Origin of the sequence: Streptomyces sp. NPDC091972, assembly GCF_044756385.1 — a bacterium.
Lineage (GTDB): Bacteria > Actinomycetota > Actinomycetes > Streptomycetales > Streptomycetaceae > Streptomyces.
In genome coordinates this window covers 81970-97951 of record NZ_JBIVSV010000019.1, presented here as the reverse complement: position 1 = coordinate 97951, position 15982 = coordinate 81970, and the positions used below count along the sequence as shown (strand labels likewise).

Annotated in this window: 16 protein-coding genes; 10 read left to right on the top strand and 6 right to left on the bottom strand. The window is 71.6% G+C overall.

Annotated elements, in window-relative coordinates; genetic code table 11:
- Positions 1–142 precede the first annotated feature (142 nt).
- From ACIQJT_RS38660 to ACIQJT_RS38645, 4 genes are read left to right on the top strand one after another with little or no spacing between them, the layout of a single operon-like run.
- On the top strand, positions 143–964 hold the full coding sequence (locus ACIQJT_RS38660) for a glycosyltransferase family 2 protein (protein ID WP_365457468.1): 822 nt from the start codon (positions 143–145) through the stop codon (positions 962–964).
- Entirely contained in the window at positions 961–1950 is a 990-nt protein-coding gene (locus ACIQJT_RS38655; RefSeq protein WP_402650266.1) for a glycosyltransferase family 2 protein, read from the top strand. The genes ACIQJT_RS38660 and ACIQJT_RS38655 overlap by 4 nt, the downstream gene beginning before the upstream one ends.
- Entirely contained in the window at positions 1943–2743 is an 801-nt protein-coding gene (locus tag ACIQJT_RS38650; RefSeq protein WP_365457462.1) for a polysaccharide deacetylase family protein, read from the top strand. The genes ACIQJT_RS38655 and ACIQJT_RS38650 overlap by 8 nt, the downstream gene beginning before the upstream one ends.
- Positions 2736–6566: a lipopolysaccharide biosynthesis protein gene (locus ACIQJT_RS38645; RefSeq protein ID WP_402650265.1), complete on the top strand. Its 3831-nt coding sequence runs from the start codon at positions 2736–2738 to the stop codon at positions 6564–6566. The genes ACIQJT_RS38650 and ACIQJT_RS38645 overlap by 8 nt, the downstream gene beginning before the upstream one ends.
- A gap of 22 nt (positions 6567–6588) precedes the next feature.
- On the opposite strand, the gene ACIQJT_RS38640 is transcribed toward ACIQJT_RS38645, so the two are convergent.
- Positions 6589–8010 carry a xylan 1,4-beta-xylosidase gene (locus ACIQJT_RS38640; RefSeq protein WP_402650264.1) on the bottom strand — a complete coding sequence of 474 codons (1422 nt, stop codon included), beginning with the start codon at positions 8008–8010 and terminating at the stop codon, positions 6589–6591.
- A gap of 168 nt (positions 8011–8178) precedes the next feature.
- On the opposite strand from ACIQJT_RS38640, the gene ACIQJT_RS38635 reads away from it, so the two are divergent.
- Positions 8179–9273: a DUF5925 domain-containing protein gene (locus ACIQJT_RS38635; RefSeq protein WP_402650263.1), complete on the top strand. Its 1095-nt coding sequence runs from the start codon at positions 8179–8181 to the stop codon at positions 9271–9273.
- 15 nt (positions 9274–9288) lie between these two features.
- Entirely contained in the window at positions 9289–10074 is a 786-nt protein-coding gene (locus ACIQJT_RS38630; protein ID WP_365457450.1) for a DUF72 domain-containing protein, read from the top strand.
- Here the strand turns inward: ACIQJT_RS38630 and ACIQJT_RS38625 are convergent.
- Positions 10059–10430, bottom strand: coding sequence for a GntR family transcriptional regulator (locus ACIQJT_RS38625; RefSeq protein ID WP_402650262.1), 372 nt, complete (start codon positions 10428–10430; stop codon positions 10059–10061). The two genes, ACIQJT_RS38630 and ACIQJT_RS38625, sit on opposite strands and share 16 nt — an antisense overlap.
- Before the next feature lie 71 nt (positions 10431–10501).
- On the opposite strand from ACIQJT_RS38625, the gene ACIQJT_RS38620 reads away from it, so the two are divergent.
- Both ACIQJT_RS38620 and ACIQJT_RS38615 read left to right on the top strand, forming a co-directional pair.
- Positions 10502–11431: a GNAT family N-acetyltransferase gene (locus tag ACIQJT_RS38620; protein WP_402650261.1), complete on the top strand. Its 930-nt coding sequence runs from the start codon at positions 10502–10504 to the stop codon at positions 11429–11431.
- The gene (locus ACIQJT_RS38615) at positions 11412–11960 is read left to right on the top strand and encodes a DUF402 domain-containing protein (RefSeq protein ID WP_402650260.1); all 549 of its coding nucleotides are present in this window, start codon (positions 11412–11414) and stop codon (positions 11958–11960) included. Before ACIQJT_RS38620 ends, ACIQJT_RS38615 begins: the two co-directional genes overlap by 20 nt.
- Here ACIQJT_RS38615 and ACIQJT_RS38610 read toward each other — a convergent pair.
- A complete protein-coding gene (locus ACIQJT_RS38610) occupies positions 11957–12565 on the bottom strand; it encodes a class I SAM-dependent methyltransferase (RefSeq protein ID WP_402650259.1) in 609 nt (202 codons plus the stop codon). The two genes, ACIQJT_RS38615 and ACIQJT_RS38610, sit on opposite strands and share 4 nt — an antisense overlap.
- Before the next feature lie 140 nt (positions 12566–12705).
- On the opposite strand from ACIQJT_RS38610, the gene ACIQJT_RS38605 reads away from it, so the two are divergent.
- The gene (locus ACIQJT_RS38605) at positions 12706–12840 is read left to right on the top strand and encodes a hypothetical protein (RefSeq protein ID WP_020117828.1); all 135 of its coding nucleotides are present in this window, start codon (positions 12706–12708) and stop codon (positions 12838–12840) included.
- Between the two features lie 21 nt (positions 12841–12861).
- Here ACIQJT_RS38605 and ACIQJT_RS38600 read toward each other — a convergent pair whose 3' ends face one another.
- On the bottom strand, positions 12862–13311 hold the full coding sequence (locus ACIQJT_RS38600) for a GNAT family N-acetyltransferase (protein ID WP_402650258.1): 450 nt from the start codon (positions 13309–13311) through the stop codon (positions 12862–12864).
- A 140-nt stretch (positions 13312–13451) separates the two neighbouring features.
- On the opposite strand from ACIQJT_RS38600, the gene ACIQJT_RS38595 reads away from it, so the two are divergent.
- On the top strand, positions 13452–14435 hold the full coding sequence (locus ACIQJT_RS38595; protein ID WP_402650257.1) for a lytic polysaccharide monooxygenase: 984 nt from the start codon (positions 13452–13454) through the stop codon (positions 14433–14435).
- Between the two features lie 56 nt (positions 14436–14491).
- Here ACIQJT_RS38595 and ACIQJT_RS38590 read toward each other — a convergent pair whose 3' ends face one another.
- Positions 14492–15352: an esterase/lipase family protein gene (locus ACIQJT_RS38590; protein WP_402650256.1), complete on the bottom strand. Its 861-nt coding sequence runs from the start codon at positions 15350–15352 to the stop codon at positions 14492–14494.
- A 172-nt stretch (positions 15353–15524) separates the two neighbouring features.
- Positions 15525–15968 carry a MarR family winged helix-turn-helix transcriptional regulator gene (locus ACIQJT_RS38585; RefSeq protein WP_365457429.1) on the bottom strand — a complete coding sequence of 148 codons (444 nt, stop codon included), beginning with the start codon at positions 15966–15968 and terminating at the stop codon, positions 15525–15527.
- Positions 15969–15982: the final 14 nt, after the last annotated feature.

Genomic DNA, 15982 nt, shown 5'->3' with positions numbered 1-15982 from the left:
GTCGGCCAGCTTTGCCAGCTCACCCGGCACGTACGGAGATTCCTTCCGGCATGCCGTGAGTGAGAACCCCCCTTTCGAACCGGAGCAACAAGCCGGACCGCCCAGGGGCGGGCGGTCCACCGGACGAGAGGGAACCAGACTCATGAGTTCAGTTCTGCGCCCGGCGACTGCGGGCCAGGATGTGCCGACAGCCAGCCAGTACCGGCCGATCTCCACCCATCTGGCCATAGCGCCACCGGTGAGCGTGGTCATACCCGCCATGAACGAGGCGGAGAACCTTCCGTACGTCTTCAAGACCCTTCCGGACTGGATCCACGAAGTGGTCCTGGTGGACGGCAACTCCACGGACGACACCGTCGCGGTGGCCCGCGAGCTGTGGCCCGAGGTCAAGGTCGTGAAGCAGCACGGCAAGGGCAAGGGGGACGCCCTGATCACCGGGTTCGAGGCCTGCACCGGTGACATCGTCGTCATGATCGACGCCGACGGCTCGGCCGACGGCAACGAGATCGTGTCCTACGTCTCCGCCCTCGTCTCGGGCGCGGACTTCGCCAAGGGGTCCCGCTTCGCCAACGGCGGCGGCACCGACGACATGACCTTCGTCCGCAAGCTCGGCAACTGGGCGCTGTGCACCATCGTCAACCGCAAGTTCGGCGCCCGCTACACGGACCTCTGCTACGGGTACAACGCCTTCTGGCGGCACTGCCTCGACAAGATCGACCTCGACTGCACGGGCTTCGAGGTGGAGACCCTGATGAACATCCGGGTCGTCAAGGCGGGGCTGAAGGTCCAGGAGATACCGAGCTACGAGTACCTGCGCATCCACGGCGCGAGCAATCTGCGGGCCGTGCGGGACGGGTTCCGGGTGCTCAAGGTGATCCTCGGGGAGCGGTCCAACCGGCGTGCGCTGCGCCGCCGCGCCCACCACTCGCCGATGCTCGACTCGGTGCGGGGAGAGGTGTCTTGAGCGGTCCCGACGTCTCCGTCGTGATCTGCGTGTACACCGAGGACCGCTGGGAGGACATCCTCGCGGCGGTCGCCTCGGTGCGGACGCAGTCGTACCCGGCCCTGGAGACACTGCTGGTCGTCGACCACAACCCGGCGCTGCTGGACCGGCTGGCCAAGGAGTACAAGGAGGTCGAGGAGGTCCGGGTGCTCGCCAACGCGGGCCCCCGCGGCCTGTCCGCGGGCCGCAACACGGGGATCGCCGCCTCGCGCGGCGAGGTGATCGCCTTCCTGGACGACGACGCCGTCGCCGAGCGCGACTGGCTGCGGTACTTCGCCGCCGCCTACGCCGACCCGCACGTCATGGCGGTCGGCGGCCGTACGGTGCCGATCTGGGCGTCGGGGCGCAGGCCGGCCTGGTTCCCGGAGGAGTTCGACTGGGTGGTGGGCTGCACCTACAAGGGCATCCCGGCCGGCCGGGTCCAAGTCCGCAACGTCCTCGGCGGCAACGCCTCCTTCCGCCGCAGCGCCTTCGAGGCGGCGGGCGGCTTCGCCACCGGCATCGGGCGGGACGGCGACAAGCGCCCGCTGGGCTGCGAGGAGACGGAGCTGTGCATCCGGCTCAGCCGGGCCGCCCCGGACGCGGTCCTGCTGATCGACGACCGTGCGGTCATCCACCACCGGGTGCCCGAGGCGCGCGAGCACTTCGGGTACTTCCGCGCACGCGCCTGGGCGGAGGGCCTGTCCAAGGCCCTGGTGGCCCGAAGTGTGGGCGCCGGCAAGGGACTCGAGTCCGAGCGCCGGTACACCACCCGGGTGCTGCCCGCCGGGGTGGCGCGCGGGCTGCGGGACGCCGCGCTGGCCCGGCCGGGCGGGGCGGGCCGGGCGGGCGCGATCGTCGCCGGGGTGCTCACGGCGGCCGGCGGCTACGCGGTCGGCTCCGTCCGGGCGCGGCGCGGCGCGGCCACGTTCTCGGTCGTGGACATACGGGGGGACGAAGATGGCTGAGCCGCCCGTACCCATCCTCATGTACCACTCGGTCGCCACCGACCCGAACGACGCCACCCGCGTGCTGTCGGTGTCCCCGGAGGCCTTCGCCCGGCAGATGGAGCTGGTCGCCGAGTCGGGGCTGACACCGATCAGGACGGCGGATCTCGCGGCCCGTTGGCGCACCGGCCGACCGCTGCCCGCGCGGCCCGTGCTGATCACCTTCGACGACGGCTACGAGGGCGTCCACCGGCACGCCCTGCCCGTGCTCGCCAAGCACGGCTTCCCGGCCACGGTGTTCGTCACCACCGGCTGGCTCCGTGGGCCGTACGACACCGGCGGCGGCCTGGACACCATGCTGGACTGGGACCAGGTCCGCGAACTCGCCGCGGCGGACGTCGAGATCGGCGGCCACACCCACACGCACCCGCAGCTCGACCAGCTCGACGACACCGCGCTGCGCCACGAGCTGATCCGCTCCCGGGAGATCGTCACCGACGAACTCGGCACCGCGCCGGCCTCGCTCGCCTACCCGTACGGCTACTCCAGCCGCCGGGTGCGCGAGGCGGTCCGCGAGACCGGGTACGGTCAGGCGCTCGCCGTGAACAACGGCCTCGCGCGGCGCCGTCAGGGGCCGTACGCGCTGACCCGGCTGACCGTGCGCCGGGCCACCACGGCCGAGGAGTTCGAGCGGCTCGTCCAGGGCCGGGCGATCGCCCGGAGCTTCGCCAGGGACCGTGCCCTCACCAAGGGGTACGCGTTGGTCCGAAGAGCACGACAGGTCCGCCGGAAGGTCTCCCGTTCCCGTGTCTGACACGACGACCACGACCGAGCCCGAGTCGACCGCGTCGAAGGCGCCCGAGCAGCCGGGGCGCCGTCTTCGGCTGCCCGGCCTCGGCGGCAGCGGGGGCGGCGGCAGCCAGCTCTTCCGCAATGCCTACGCCCTGATGCTGAACACCGGTATCTCCGCGGTGCTGGGCCTCGGCTTCTGGCTGGCGGCGGCCCGCTACTACTCCGAGTCCGCGGTCGGCCAGGGCTCCGCCGCGATCGCCGCGATGAAACTCCTCGCGGGACTGACGGCGGTGACCCTGACCGGGGCGCTGGCCCGCTTCATACCGGTCGCGGGCCGGGCCACCGGACGTCTCATCGCCCGTACGTACGTGGGCAGTTCGGTGGTCGTGGCGATCGCCGCGGTGGTCTTCCTGCTCACCCTGGACGTGTGGGGGCCGTCGTACCGGTTCTTGCACGGGCCGGTGAACGGCCTCGGCTTCATCGCCGCCGTCGTCGCCTGGAACGTGCTCACCCTCCAGGACGGCGTGCTGACCGGGCTGCGCAGCGCGCTGTGGGTGCCGGTCGGCAACACCGTGTTCTCCGCGGTCAAGCTGGGGCTCCTGGTCGCGTTCGCGGTGGCGATCCCGACGGCCGGTGTCTTCGTGTCGTGGGTCGCGGCGATCGCCGTGTCCGTGCTGCCGCTGGGCTGGCTGGTGTTCCGGCGGCTGGCACCGCGCCATGTGAAGGCGACCGAGGACCACGCCGAGCCGCCCTCCCTCCGGGAGATCGGGCGTTTCCTCGCGGGCGACTACACCGGCTCGCTGTTCTCGCTCGCCGTGGTCTACCTGGTGCCGGTGATCGTGGCCTCCCAGGTCAGCTCCCAGGACAACGCGTACTTCTACATCACCACGACGATCGGCGGCACCTGCAACCTGCTCGCCATCAACATGGGCGCCTCACTGACCGTCGAGGGCTCGCACGACCCGGGCCGGCTGGCCGCCAACACCCGTGCCGCGCTGAAGCGGATGGCGCGGATCATGCTGCCGGTGGCCGGGATCCTGTTCTTCGGGGCGCCCTGGATCCTCGGCGTGTTCGGGGCGGGCTACGCGGACGCGGCCACCCCGCTGCTGCGCTGGTTCGCCGTCGGCGCGGTGCTCCGGGTCGTCATGGAGACGTACTTCGCGGTGCTGCGCGCGCAGAGCCGGACCTCCGGACTCGCCTGGTTGCAGGGCCTGTTGTGTGCCATGGTGCTCGGCCTGACCCTGCTGCTCCTGCCCCGCATGGGGCTCACCGGGGCGGGCGTCGCCGAGATCTCCTCGCTCGCGGTGATCGTCGCGATCGCCGCGCCCAGGCTGTACCGGACGATCCGGCACGCCCCGGCCGCCGAGGTGCCCGCGGCCGCCGCTCCCGACGGCGACCTCGCCGATCTCGGCGCGCGCGAGGCACCGGCCGCCGGACGCACCCGGCGCCCCGGCTGGGCGCTCGACCAGGACACCCTCGCGCTGGGCATCCACGTCGACTTCGACCACCTGGAACGCCGTCCCGACGTACGCCCGGGGCCCGGCACCCCGCCCACCGGCACACCCGTGACCGGCGTGACGCGCGACCGGCCGACGTGGGCGCTGCGGAAGCCGTCCGACCCGGGACTCCCGGTGGAGCAGCGCGAGCCCGGCTCCGAGTCGTCGCTGGGCCCGTCCGAGCCGGAGGTGGACGCCCCGTTCGAGGTGGCCTTCGACGCGGGCAAGGAGATCGCCGTACGCGAGGAGCCCGTCGGAGCGGAGGAGCCGGTGGTGCCCGAGGAGGCGCCGCGGCCCGCCCAGCCGCCGCGGCCCCTGTCCCCGCGGGAGCGGCTCCAGCCCACTTGGCTCGGGACGTTCCTGGGCGGTCTGCTGGCCGTGGCGCTGCTCCTGTACTGGGTGCCGGTGCTGGGCCTGGGCGAGGCCGACCTGGACCGGATGGGCGGGCTCGGGCTGATCTCGGTCCTGCCGCTGCCGACCCTGGCCGGCGCGGCGCTGCTGGTCGTGGTGTTCGCCTCACTGCTGTGGCTGGGCCGCGAGCACAAGGCGCTGCTGCTGCTCACGCTGGTGGCGACGGTGGTCTCGCTGCACGCGCTGCCCGCGGTGATCGAGGCCGAACCGCGGTTCGCGACGGCCTGGCAGCACCTCGGGTTCATCGACCACATCGACCGGACCGGCTCCGCGGTGCCCGACCTGGACGCCCGCTGGAGCTGGCCGGGCTTCTTCGCTGCGGCCGCGTTCGTGGCGCAGGCGTGCGGGGTCACGGACTTCACCGAGGTCATCCGCTGGTGGCCGACCGCGATCCAACTCGCCTACCTGGTGCCGATGTTCCTGCTCGTCCGGCACATGCGGGCGAGCTGGCGGGCCAAGTGGACCGGGATCTGGATCTTCGTGCTGAGCGGCTGGGTCGGCCAGGACTACTTCTCCCCGCAGGGCTTCACCTATCTGCTGTACCTGGTGTTCGTGGCGGTCCTGCTCGTCTGGTTCCGCGCCCCGCGCGTGATCTGGACGAAGCGGCGCCCCGGCGAGGCGGAGGTCGAAGCCACGAACCGCCGTCAACGGGCCGTGCTGCTCGCGGTGTTGATCGGTCTGTTCGCGGCGAGCGTGCCCACCCATCAGCTCACCCCGTTCGTGATGCTCGGCGTGCTGGCGGCGCTCGTGCTGATCGGCCGCAGCGAACTGCGGGGCCTGCCCGTGCTGTTCGCGGTCATGGTGACCGCCTGGATCGGCTGGATGGCCGAGCCGTACTGGTCGGGTCACTTCGACGACCTGTTCGGCGGGGTCGGCGGCGTCGGCGGCAATGTCTCCTCGTCGGTCTCCGGCCGTATCGAGGGCGGCAGTTCGACCCACAAGCTGGTCCTGTACGTGCGGGTGCTGCTGGCCGGCGGGGTCATGGCGCTCGCGTGCTACGGCTGGTGGCGGCGGCGTGAGCACAAGTACCGGGAAGCGGCACTGCTCGTCCTCACCTTTGTGCCGTTCCTCGGCTTCGGCATGCAGTCGTACGGCGGCGAGATGGCTCTGCGGGTCTTCATGTTCGCCCTGCCGGGTGCCGGTCTGCTCGCCGCGCTGGCGCTGTTCCCGCGCACCGGGATCACCGCGAAGGAGCGCGAGAAGGACAGGGTGAGCCTCGCCCCGGTGGCCGCGCTGATGGCGGGCCTGCTGCTCGTCGGCGGCTTCCTGGTGGCCCGTTGGGGCAACGAGCCGTTCGAGCGCATCCAGCCCGGCGAGGTCGCCGCCATGGACTACGTCTACGCCCACGACGATCCGACGGTCCGGGTGCTGTGGCTGTCCAACGACACGGTGAACAACGTGACCCCGGCGATGCCGTGGGGCGCGAAGGACATGGAGAAGGTCTCGTACGTGCCGACCCTGGCACCGACCGACCCGGTGCTGGTGTCGGGCCTGGTCAAGGCGCTCAGGGACGCGGGCCCGAACTCGTACCTGATGGTCAACGTCAGCCAGGTCACGTATCTGCGCCTCGACGTGGGCTATTCGCGGACGTGGGAGCCGCGGCTGCTCGACAACCTGGACAGCCGCAAGGAGCTCAAGCGGGTCCTCACCAACGACGACGTGACGATGTACGCCCTGCGCGACCAGCCCGCCGGGAAGGTGCCGAAGGCCGATCCGGGGCCGATCGGACCTCAGGTGACCTGGACGCCCTGGTCGGTGGTGGGGGCGCTGGCCGCGCTGGCGCTGATCCTGCTGCTCTCGGCCCGTGAGGTGGTACGGGTCGCGGTGCGGCCGGGGGTGCGGCAGCTGCGGTGGCTTCAGAGCAGCTTCTGGTTCGCGCTGCCGCTCCTCGCGGTGTTCCTGGCGGCCCTGGTGCAGCGGTTCCTGACCATGAAGTGAGGCCCCCCGGAGGTCAGGTGGCTCAGCGGGTGAGCCACCTGACCTCGTAGGCCTGCATGTCGAACCGCTTCCCGTCGACCTTCGCGCTGATCCTCCGGTCCAGGGTGTTGACCACCAGGACCGTGCTGTCGGTGGCGAGGACGCGGACGTTGGGCACGTCGTCGGGGGCGACGGGGACGGTCGAGTACGCGGTCCCCGGCGCGAAGGCCCTGCTGAACCGGCTGACGAGGTCGTACATCGGCAGTGGCTGCCCGCCGCCCTTGCCGCTCGTCGGCGTCCAGAGGCAGCCCGCGCAGTCCGTGCCCTTCTCGTTCTCCGGGTTCCAGTAGAAGGCGGACGTGGTGCCGCCCTTGGCCAGCGCGATCATCCCGGCGGCCTGCACGGCGACCCGGCGGTTCTCGGACCAGCCCTCGCGTTCGTCCCGGCTGTCGGCGGGCTCGACGTAGTACTCGGCCCACCACAGCGGCAGGTTCCCGGTCCGCTGCCGCACCCACCGGCTCACCGCCGTGAACTTGCCGGTGGCCGCGAACTCGTCCGGCAGCAACTCGTCGTCGTTGGTGTAGCTGGAGCCGTCCACGACCACGAAGTCGGCGCCGGCCTTGTTCCGGTTCCAGTAGTCGAAGGCGTCGAGGATCCGCTGGTCCATCGCGCCCCAGGGGCCCTTGAAGGTCGCGGAGGCGTCCGGGGAGCGCGGGTCGACGCTGTCCATCACGAGGTAGGGACCGCCCACCATGATCTTGGGGTCGACCTTCTTCAGCGCCTTGTAGACCAGGTTGTAGAGCCGGGTGTACCCCTCGTAGTCCCAGCGGGCCTGCGCGTCGTTCCAGAAGCCCTTGAACTCGTTCCAGACGATGAAGTGCCGCACGTCCGGGTAGCGCTTGGCGACGGTCGCGGCGAGCTCGGCGTAGTCCTCGAAGTGCGCGGGATCCGGCGCGGTCTCCAGCGCGGCCTTGCTCCAGTCGGTGTTGCCGACGCCCGCCTCGCCGCCCTTCATCCAGTCCGGCGCGCAGCACAGGGTGATGGTCGGGGTGGACCCGGAGGCGCGCATGAAGTCGACGCGCCGGTCCAGGTCCTCGAAGTCGTAACGCCCCTTCACCGGCTCGGGGTTGTCGGCGCCCCAGCCCATGATGTGCTGGTTCTGTGGGAGTCCGCCCGCGTCCTCGATCCGGTGCCGGACCCGGTCGGTGGCCGCTGCGCTGCCCTCGTCGGCGCTGAACTGGGTGTGCGTGAAGCCCCAGCCGACCTCCGGGGTGTCCGCGTCCGGCGTGGTGGTCGGAGTGCCGTGGACCCTGTCGCCGTTGCGCGAGGTGCCGTCGGTGCCCGCGCCGCTGCCCGGAAGCGTGTTCAGAAGGGTCACGACCAGCGCCAGAGCCGCCGCGCCCACACCGAGCAGAGCGGTGAGCCGCCACCGCCGTGCCCCCGAGTTCCACTCATGACGTCCCATCGAGGGCAACGGTATCCGCGAACACACCTGTGCGGGCAGATGCCGGAGATGCACAGCTCTGTAACAGGATGTACGGGACAGAGCGGAAGTACGGGGACAGGCCCGACACACCTGGCGCACCACGGAAACCGGATGCGTGGGGCGTACTCGTGCCGGATCATGGGCGGCATGTCTGCGAACCCACACGACGCTCTGCCGATCCGGCTCAACGTCGACGACAGCGACTCGCCGTCCGACGTCGTCGACGCGCTGTTCCTCGGCCGCTTCGCGACGGGCGAGCAGCCGTACTCGCACGCGGCCAACATCGACCGGGTCCGCTCCGGGGCCACGCTGCTGCCGCCGGACGCCCGGGTGCTGCGCGTGGCCCGCGACGACGACCGCAGCGCGACCCTCGCCGAGGGCGACGGCTGGACCCTGCTGATCTCCCGCTGGAACCGCGGCGCCGACGTCACCGTCACGGCGACCGACGCCGACCTGGCCAAGAAGGTCCTCGACCAGGCCACCGACGGGGCGGCGGACGAGCCCGAACCGCAGCCGGAGAACGTCACGATGGGCTTCTGGTACGTCTCCCCCAGGCGCGGCCCGCACCGCACGACCCGGCAGATCTCCGCGGGCACCTGGGCGGAGGTGCGGGACAACTACACGGCGCCGGTCGCGGACGCGATGGACCGCCTGATGAAGACGACCCCGCAGGACATCGCGGGCCGGCTGCTCCTGCTCCACGGCCCGCCGGGCACCGGAAAGACCTCCGCCCTGCGCACGCTGGCCCGCTCCTGGCGGGACTGGTGCCAGGTGGACTGCGTGCTGGATCCGGAGCGGCTGTTCAGCGACGTCGGCTATCTGATGGACATCGCGATCGGCGAGGAGGACTCCACGGGCAAGGGCCGCTGGCGGCTGCTGCTCCTGGAGGACTGCGACGAGCTGATCCGCGGCGAGGCGAAGCACACCGCGGGCCAGGCCCTGTCGCGGCTGCTGAACCTGACCGACGGCCTGCTCGGGCAGGGGCGCAACGTCCTGGTCGGCGTCACCACCAACGAGGACCTGGAGCGCCTGCACCCCGCCGTGGTCCGCCCCGGCCGCTGCCTGGCCCGGATCGAGGTGGGCCCGCTGACCCGCCGGGAGGCGGTGAACTGGCTCGGCACCGAGGAGGGCGTGGGCCGCGAGGGAGCGACCCTGGCGGAGCTGTACGCGCTGCGCCGGGGCACGTCACCGACGGCGGTGCCGGAGCCGCGGCCCGGGGCGGACGCGGGGCTGTACCTGTAGTGCTTTGATGGGGGTATGACGCTGTTCGTCGGCACGTCGGGATGGCAGTACAAGGACTGGCGGGGCGTCCTGTACCCCGAGGGTGTCCCCCTGCGGCTCTGGCTGGAGGAGTACACGGCGCACTTCCCGACGGTCGAGATCAACAACGCGTTCTACCGGCTGCCGTCCCGGGAGACCTTCGAGGCGTGGCGGCAGCGGGTGCCGGAGGACTTCGTGGTGGCGGTGAAGGCGAGCCGGTACCTGACCCACATCAAGCGGCTGAAGGACCCGCAGGAGCCGGTGCACCGCCTGATGAGCCACGCGGAGGGGCTGGGCGACCGGCTGGGTCCGGTGCTGTTGCAGCTGCCCCCGACCCTGCGCGCCGACCCGGACCTGCTGGACGCCTGCCTTGCCTGTTTCCCCGCCTCGGTCCGGGTCGCGGTCGAACCCCGGCACGTGTCCTGGTGGACGCCCGAGACCCGCGAGGTGCTGGAGACCCGCGGCGCGGCCCTGTGCTGGGCCGACGTCCGGGCCCGTCCGGTGACCCCGCTGTGGCGCACCGCCGACTGGGGGTACGTCCGCTTCCACGAGGGCCGGGCCCGGGCCTGGCCGGGCTACGGCAGGCAGTCCCTGAAGACCTGGGCGGACCGCGTCACCCAGACCTTCTCCGGCGACGAGGACGTGTACGCGTACTTCAACAACGACCCGAACGGCGCGGCGGTCCGCGACGCACCGGTGTTCGAAGCGTTTCTCCGCCGCAACGGCGCTCAGTTACGACGACGCATCACGGCGGTGCCCGACCCCGCTCAGCTCTCCCCGTAAGTCGCCCGCAGGGCATCCCGTACGGCCGCCAGGGCCTCGCCCTCGGTCAGTCCCAGCCGCCGCACCCGCTCGGCGTAGGTCTGAGCAGCCGACGCCGCCTCCCGCTCGGCGGCCGAGCCGGCGGCAGCCACGAACGTGCCGTTGCGCCCCCGCGTCTCGATCACCCCGTCGCCCTCCAGCGCCCGGTACGCCTTGGCGACGGTGTTCGCGGCCAGCCCGAGCGACTCGGCGAGCCCCCGCACGGTCGGCAGCCGGTACCCCACCGGCAGCACCCCCGCCCGCGCCTGCTCGGAGATCTGCACCCGCACCTGCTCGTACGGCGGCGCGCTGTCGTCGATGTGGATCTTCAAGGTCACGAGCCGATTGTCCCGCACCCGCCGGAAAATGAGAGGCATCCGGGCGGGCCTCCCCCGTAACGTGCGCCTTCATGACCGTGATCGTGCGCGACCTGCGCCCCCAGGACCCGGCCGACGTCGAGAGCTTCGCCCACGTCCGTCATCTGGCTCTCCCGTACGTGCTGTGGACCCCGGCGGGCGTGCTGCACCGCCTCGTCCACACCCATCCGGACGCGCACTACGCCTCCCTGGTGGCCGAGGAGGACGGCGAGGTGATCGGCACGGCCCAGGTCGGCCTCGCCCACGACAGCCCGGAGCCGGGCCAGGGCTATCTGAACATCTACGTACGCCCGGACCGCACCCGGCGCGGGGCCGGCGCCCTCCTCGTCCGCACCGCCGAGGAACACCTGGCGGCGCACGGGGCGACCAGGCTGTTCTCCTGGGTCCTGGACGAGCCGCAGAACCGCGAGTTCGCCGAGCGGCACGGCTACCGGCCCAGCCGCTCGGCGCACTTCCTGCGCCTGGACCTGGCGAACGGCACACTGCCCCCGCTCCAGCCCCTCCCCCCGGACGTGGAGGTGCGCACCGCCGCCGACTTCGGGGACGACCCGCGGTTCTTCTTCGAGCTGGACGCGGAGACCTCGGGCGACGAGCCGAGCGACGTGGACACCGAACTCACCGACTACGAGGCGTGGATCGAGGAGAACTGGAAGCACCCTCTCCTCGACCGTGCCCTGACGACGATCGCCCTCGTCGACGGCCGCCCGGCCGCCTTCAGCGCCGCCCACACCGACGGCGCCGGCCGCTACGCCACCGCCATGACCGGCACCGCCCGCGCCTTCCGCGGGCGCGGCCTCGCCAAGCTCGCCAAGAACCACTCCTTGCACCGCGCCCGCGCCGCAGGCTGCACGGAGGCCCTGACCGGCAACGACGCCGCCAACGAACCCATGCTCGCGATCAACAAGTGGTTCGGATACGAGATCTGCGCCACGGAGGTACGTCATGTCCGCGAACTCACCTGAGCCCCCGCAGCGGGTGGACGTCGTCCTGCTCAAGGGGGGCCGCACGAAGATCCGTTACGCGGCCGACCTGCTCACCGACGACGGCACCCGGGTCACGGTCCGCGCTCCCTGGGCCGGAGACGGCGTCCGCGACTTCGGCTTCGTCCGCTTCGAGCCCGGCGACGTGTTCACCGAGCACTACTGGCGGGACCGCTGGTACTCCGTGAAGGAGGTCCGCACGGCCGACGGCACCCTGAAGGGCTGGTACTGCGACATCACCCGCCCGGCGGCACTGAACGGCGCCGAGCTGGTCGTGGAGGACCTGGACCTCGACCTGTGGGTCTCGGCGGACGGCAAGGAGGTGCTCCGCCTGGACGAGGACGAGTTCGAGGAGAGCGGATTGAGGGAGCGGGACCCGGAGGCAGCCTCAGCGGCAATGACAGCTCTGAACGACTTGGAGCGACTTGCCCGACCTAGGGGCGCGGGGAACGGCGCGACAAGCCACGGACGGCCCGCACCCGACACGCAACACAGCTTCCCACCCCTCTAGTCGCCCGACACCACCACCGCATACCGCTCGTCGTCCACGTCCTTCCCCCACAACAGGGAATCCTCCGAAAGCCGCTCCACCCGCACACGCCCCCCGAGCGGCTCAGCCAACACGCTGACGGCCTCGGCGGACATCCCGAACGCCCCCCACACCCCCTCCACCAGCACCAGCCGTCCAGCCGGCCGCAACAACCCCCACCACCGCCGCAGCACCCGCCCGGGATCCGGCAGCGCCCACAGCACATGCCGCACGAGCACGACGTCGAACCGTTGCTCCCCAACGGGCGGATGCGCGGCGTCACCGACCAGGAACACCGCGTCACGCCCCGCGAGCTTGGCCCGAGCGCGCTCCACCATGGCCGGAGAGAGATCCACCCCGGTCACCCGGTGCCCCTGCTCGGCAGCGAGGAGCGACAGGCTGCCGGTCCCGCACCCGAGGTCGAGGACGTCGGACGCGCGCGCCGGGAGCCACCCCCGCAGCCGCTCGGCCCAGGCCGCGCGCACCCCGGGGTCCCGCAACCCGTGGTCCGGCTCCTCGTCGAAGGACGCTGCCTCGGCGTCCCAGTCCACGCCCTCCGCGCCCCCACCACCACTGTTCTGCGTCATGTGCCCAAGAGTGACACCCGCCACTGACAGTCCGATCGTGACAGCCGCCACTGACAGACCGCCGAGCGATGAGGAACTCTCCCCCAAAGGGTCTACCTCCGTGAGAACGCGGAACTCGGTAGGCACTGAAGGAGGCAGCCATGCGCCGTACGACCGTGCAGAAGCCCCTGAAGAGGACTGACGCCCGCCGACTCCCGGAGGAGGCCGACGAGCGCCCCGCGGGACGACCCGAGGTCCGCAAGGACATCGCGCGGACCTGGTGGCCCGACGGCTGACGGCGGCAGGCGTGCTCCGTGTCAGACCAGTCGCTTGCGGTAGTGGACGCGGTCGTAGGGCCCGTCCACTCGCCGTTCCACGACCTCGTAACCGAACTTCGGGTAGATCTTCTGGTTCTCCCACATCATCGCGTTGGTGTAGAGCCTGACCTCGGGCAGTCCCCGCGCACGCGCGTGTGCCTCGACGAACCGCAGCAGCCGTCCGCCGACGCCCTGCCCCTGGGCGTCGGGCCGGACGGCGATGTTGTCGAGATAGAGGTGGTCCGGGTGCTCCTCGACCACCACGAGCCCGGTCACGGGGTCGCCCGTCACGTACACCCGCCCCGCGGCCACGTTCGCCGCGTGGTCCCGCCGCATGGGCTGCGGCACCTGCCCGATGCGCTCGATGTAGTGCTCGTACGCGGCGTCTGTGACGGCTTTCACGGCCGGTACGTCGGCCGCCTCGGCGCGTCGGATCTCCTCGTTCGTCATGCGCGCACGCTACCTACCTGATCTGCGTCTCAGCACTCCCTTAAGAGGGCCATAAAGATCGCCACGGGCCGTCACAGGCCGGGGATTTCAGGGTTTCTTTGATCCGGCACGCATCAGTACCGGTTCCGAGGAGATCCCCCATGCCCGCACGCCGCAAGGCCGCAGCCGTCGCCGCCGTCGGCCTCGCCCCGCTCGCCCTGACCGCGTTGGCCGCGGCGCCCGCGTCCGCGCACGGCTCGATGGGCGACCCGGTCAGCCGGGTCGCGCAGTGCTACGCGGAGGGTCCGGAGAGCCCGAGGTCCGACGCGTGCAGGGCGGCGGTCGCGGCGGGAGGCACCCAGGCGCTCTACGACTGGAACGGCATCCGTATCGGCGACGCGAACGGGCGGCACCAGGAGCTCATCCCGGACGGCAGGCTGTGCAGCGCGAACAACGACGAGTTCAAGGGGCTCGACCTGGCCCGCGCCGACTGGCCGGCGACGAGCGTGAGCAGTGGCTCGTACACCTTCAAGTACCGCGTGACCGCCCCACACAAGGGCACCTTCAAGGTGTACCTGACCAAGCCGGGCTACGACCCGGCGCAGCCGCTCGCCTGGGACGACCTGGACCTGTCGAACCCGGTCGCGACGGCCACCGACCCGGTCGCCTCGGGCGGCTTCTACACGTTCTCCGGCACGCTCCCCGAGCGCTCCGGCCGGCAGCTCCTGTACGCCGTCTGGCAGCGTTCGGACAGCCCGGAGGCGTTCTACTCCTGCTCGGACGTGACGTTCGGGGGCGGTGACTCCGGTGCCCCGGCCGGCGGTGTGACGCCTGCCCCGAGCGCCTCCGCGCCCTCCGAGGAGCAGATCGAGGACGGCACCGACAGGTCGACGGTCGAGCACCACGGGCACGGTGACGACGACGCCGGTACGTCGGCGGAACCGGTGGCCGCCGCGTCGGCGAGCCGTCCGGCCAACGACGTCCAGGCGGCGGGCAGTTCGCAGCTCCTCGCCGAGACCGGCGGTGACGGCAGCACCTCGTACCTCGCGGTGGGCGGCGCCGCCGTGCTCGCGGCCGGCGCGGCGCTCCTGTTCGGCTCGGTACGTCGGCGGGCGGCGAACGGCGGTGCACGGCACGGCCGTTGACCGAGGGAACTCCGGGGCCTGACCGGCGGCTCAGGCCGGACAGGCCCCGGTGCCGCTCAACTCAACGCCGACGCGCAGGTGGTGGCGGTGGCGTGGGCCGGGTCGAGGGCGTTGGCCACCTCGTGGAAGGCGATCCGGTCGAACAGTCCGATGGCCACGTGCTCGGAGAGGTCGAGCGGACACAGGTCCTGGAGCAGGACGTTGTGGACGCCGTCCCCGCTGAGGAACTGGCTCCGGTACGGCGTGACGACCTCGTCGTACCTGGTGGCGAGGACGGTGTACCTGACGCCGGGGACGGTGTCGCCGCCCGCGTTGAGCTTGGTGAGGAAGGCGGAGCCGGCGACCTGGTCGGCGAGGGCGGGGGTGTTGGTGGTGAGGAAGTCCCCGACACCCGGGAAGTACGGCAGCAGGTTGGTGAGGCCGGACAGGGTGGTGCCGTGGTTGTCGGGTGCGATGCCGACGAGGGCGTTCACCTTGGCGGCTCCGCCGAGGAACTTGAGGTAGTAGCGGGGCATCAGACCGCCCTGGGAGTGGCCGACGAGGTCGGTCTCGGCGGCGCCGGTGGCGGCGAGCACCTTGTCGACGAAGGTCTTCAGCTGCTCCGCCGACTTGTCGATGGGGCCGAGGCCGTGGACGAGGGGCACACCGGGGAGCTGGCCGTAGTCGAGGGAGAAGACGCAGTAGTCGCGGTTCTCCAGGTAGGGGGCGAGGGCCAGCCAGTTGTCGACGGAGTTGGCGAAGGTGCCGTGCACGAGGACGACGGGGCGGGGGTGGGCGGCGGAGGGCTTGCAGGAGTAGTCGTTCCAGCCGCTGCTCGGGGCGTCGGCCGCCTGGGCGGCGGCAGCGGGGACGACGGCGACCGCGGCGGTCAGCAGCAGGGCGGCGAGGGGTCTGAGCAGTCTGTTCCAGGGCAGCATCGGGTGATCTCCTTGCGGCTCAAGGGGAAGGTGCGATGGCCGTACGCCCTGTGACCCGGATCACGGGATGCTGTTCAATTCGAAAGTTACGGACGAGTAGTGCGCTTGTGAAGTTACGCGTCAGTAAAAACTTCCAGCGCTAACCGTCGCGTACGCGTCTACTGATGAACCGTCACCAGGCGGGCCTGATGGGACCATAGGGAGCGATCCGCCCCAATCGTTCGCGCAACGCGCGCACTTCACTCTCACCGAGTACGTCGACCCACGTCCGCACGGCCTCCGCGGCGGCCTCCTCCGCCGCCCGGGTGCAGGCCCACCCCCGCTCGGTCAGCACCACGAGCCGGGCCCGCGCGTCCCCGGGGTGCGGCCGCCGCTCGGCGTACCCCTTGCGCACGATCTCGTCGACCAACTGGCTCGCCGCCTGCTTGGTCACCCCGAGGTGGGCGGCGAGTTCCGTGACCGTGGCCCCGTCCGGCGCGAGCCTCGTGAACGCGAACCCCCAGGCGGGCCGGGCCTCGAAGCCCCGGGCGACGACCCCGTCGTTGATGCGCTGGGTCAGGTCGCCGGCGGCGGCGAGCAGGGCGGCGGACAGGGCGAGGGCTTCGGAGTTCTGCACCCACGCATTGAAAC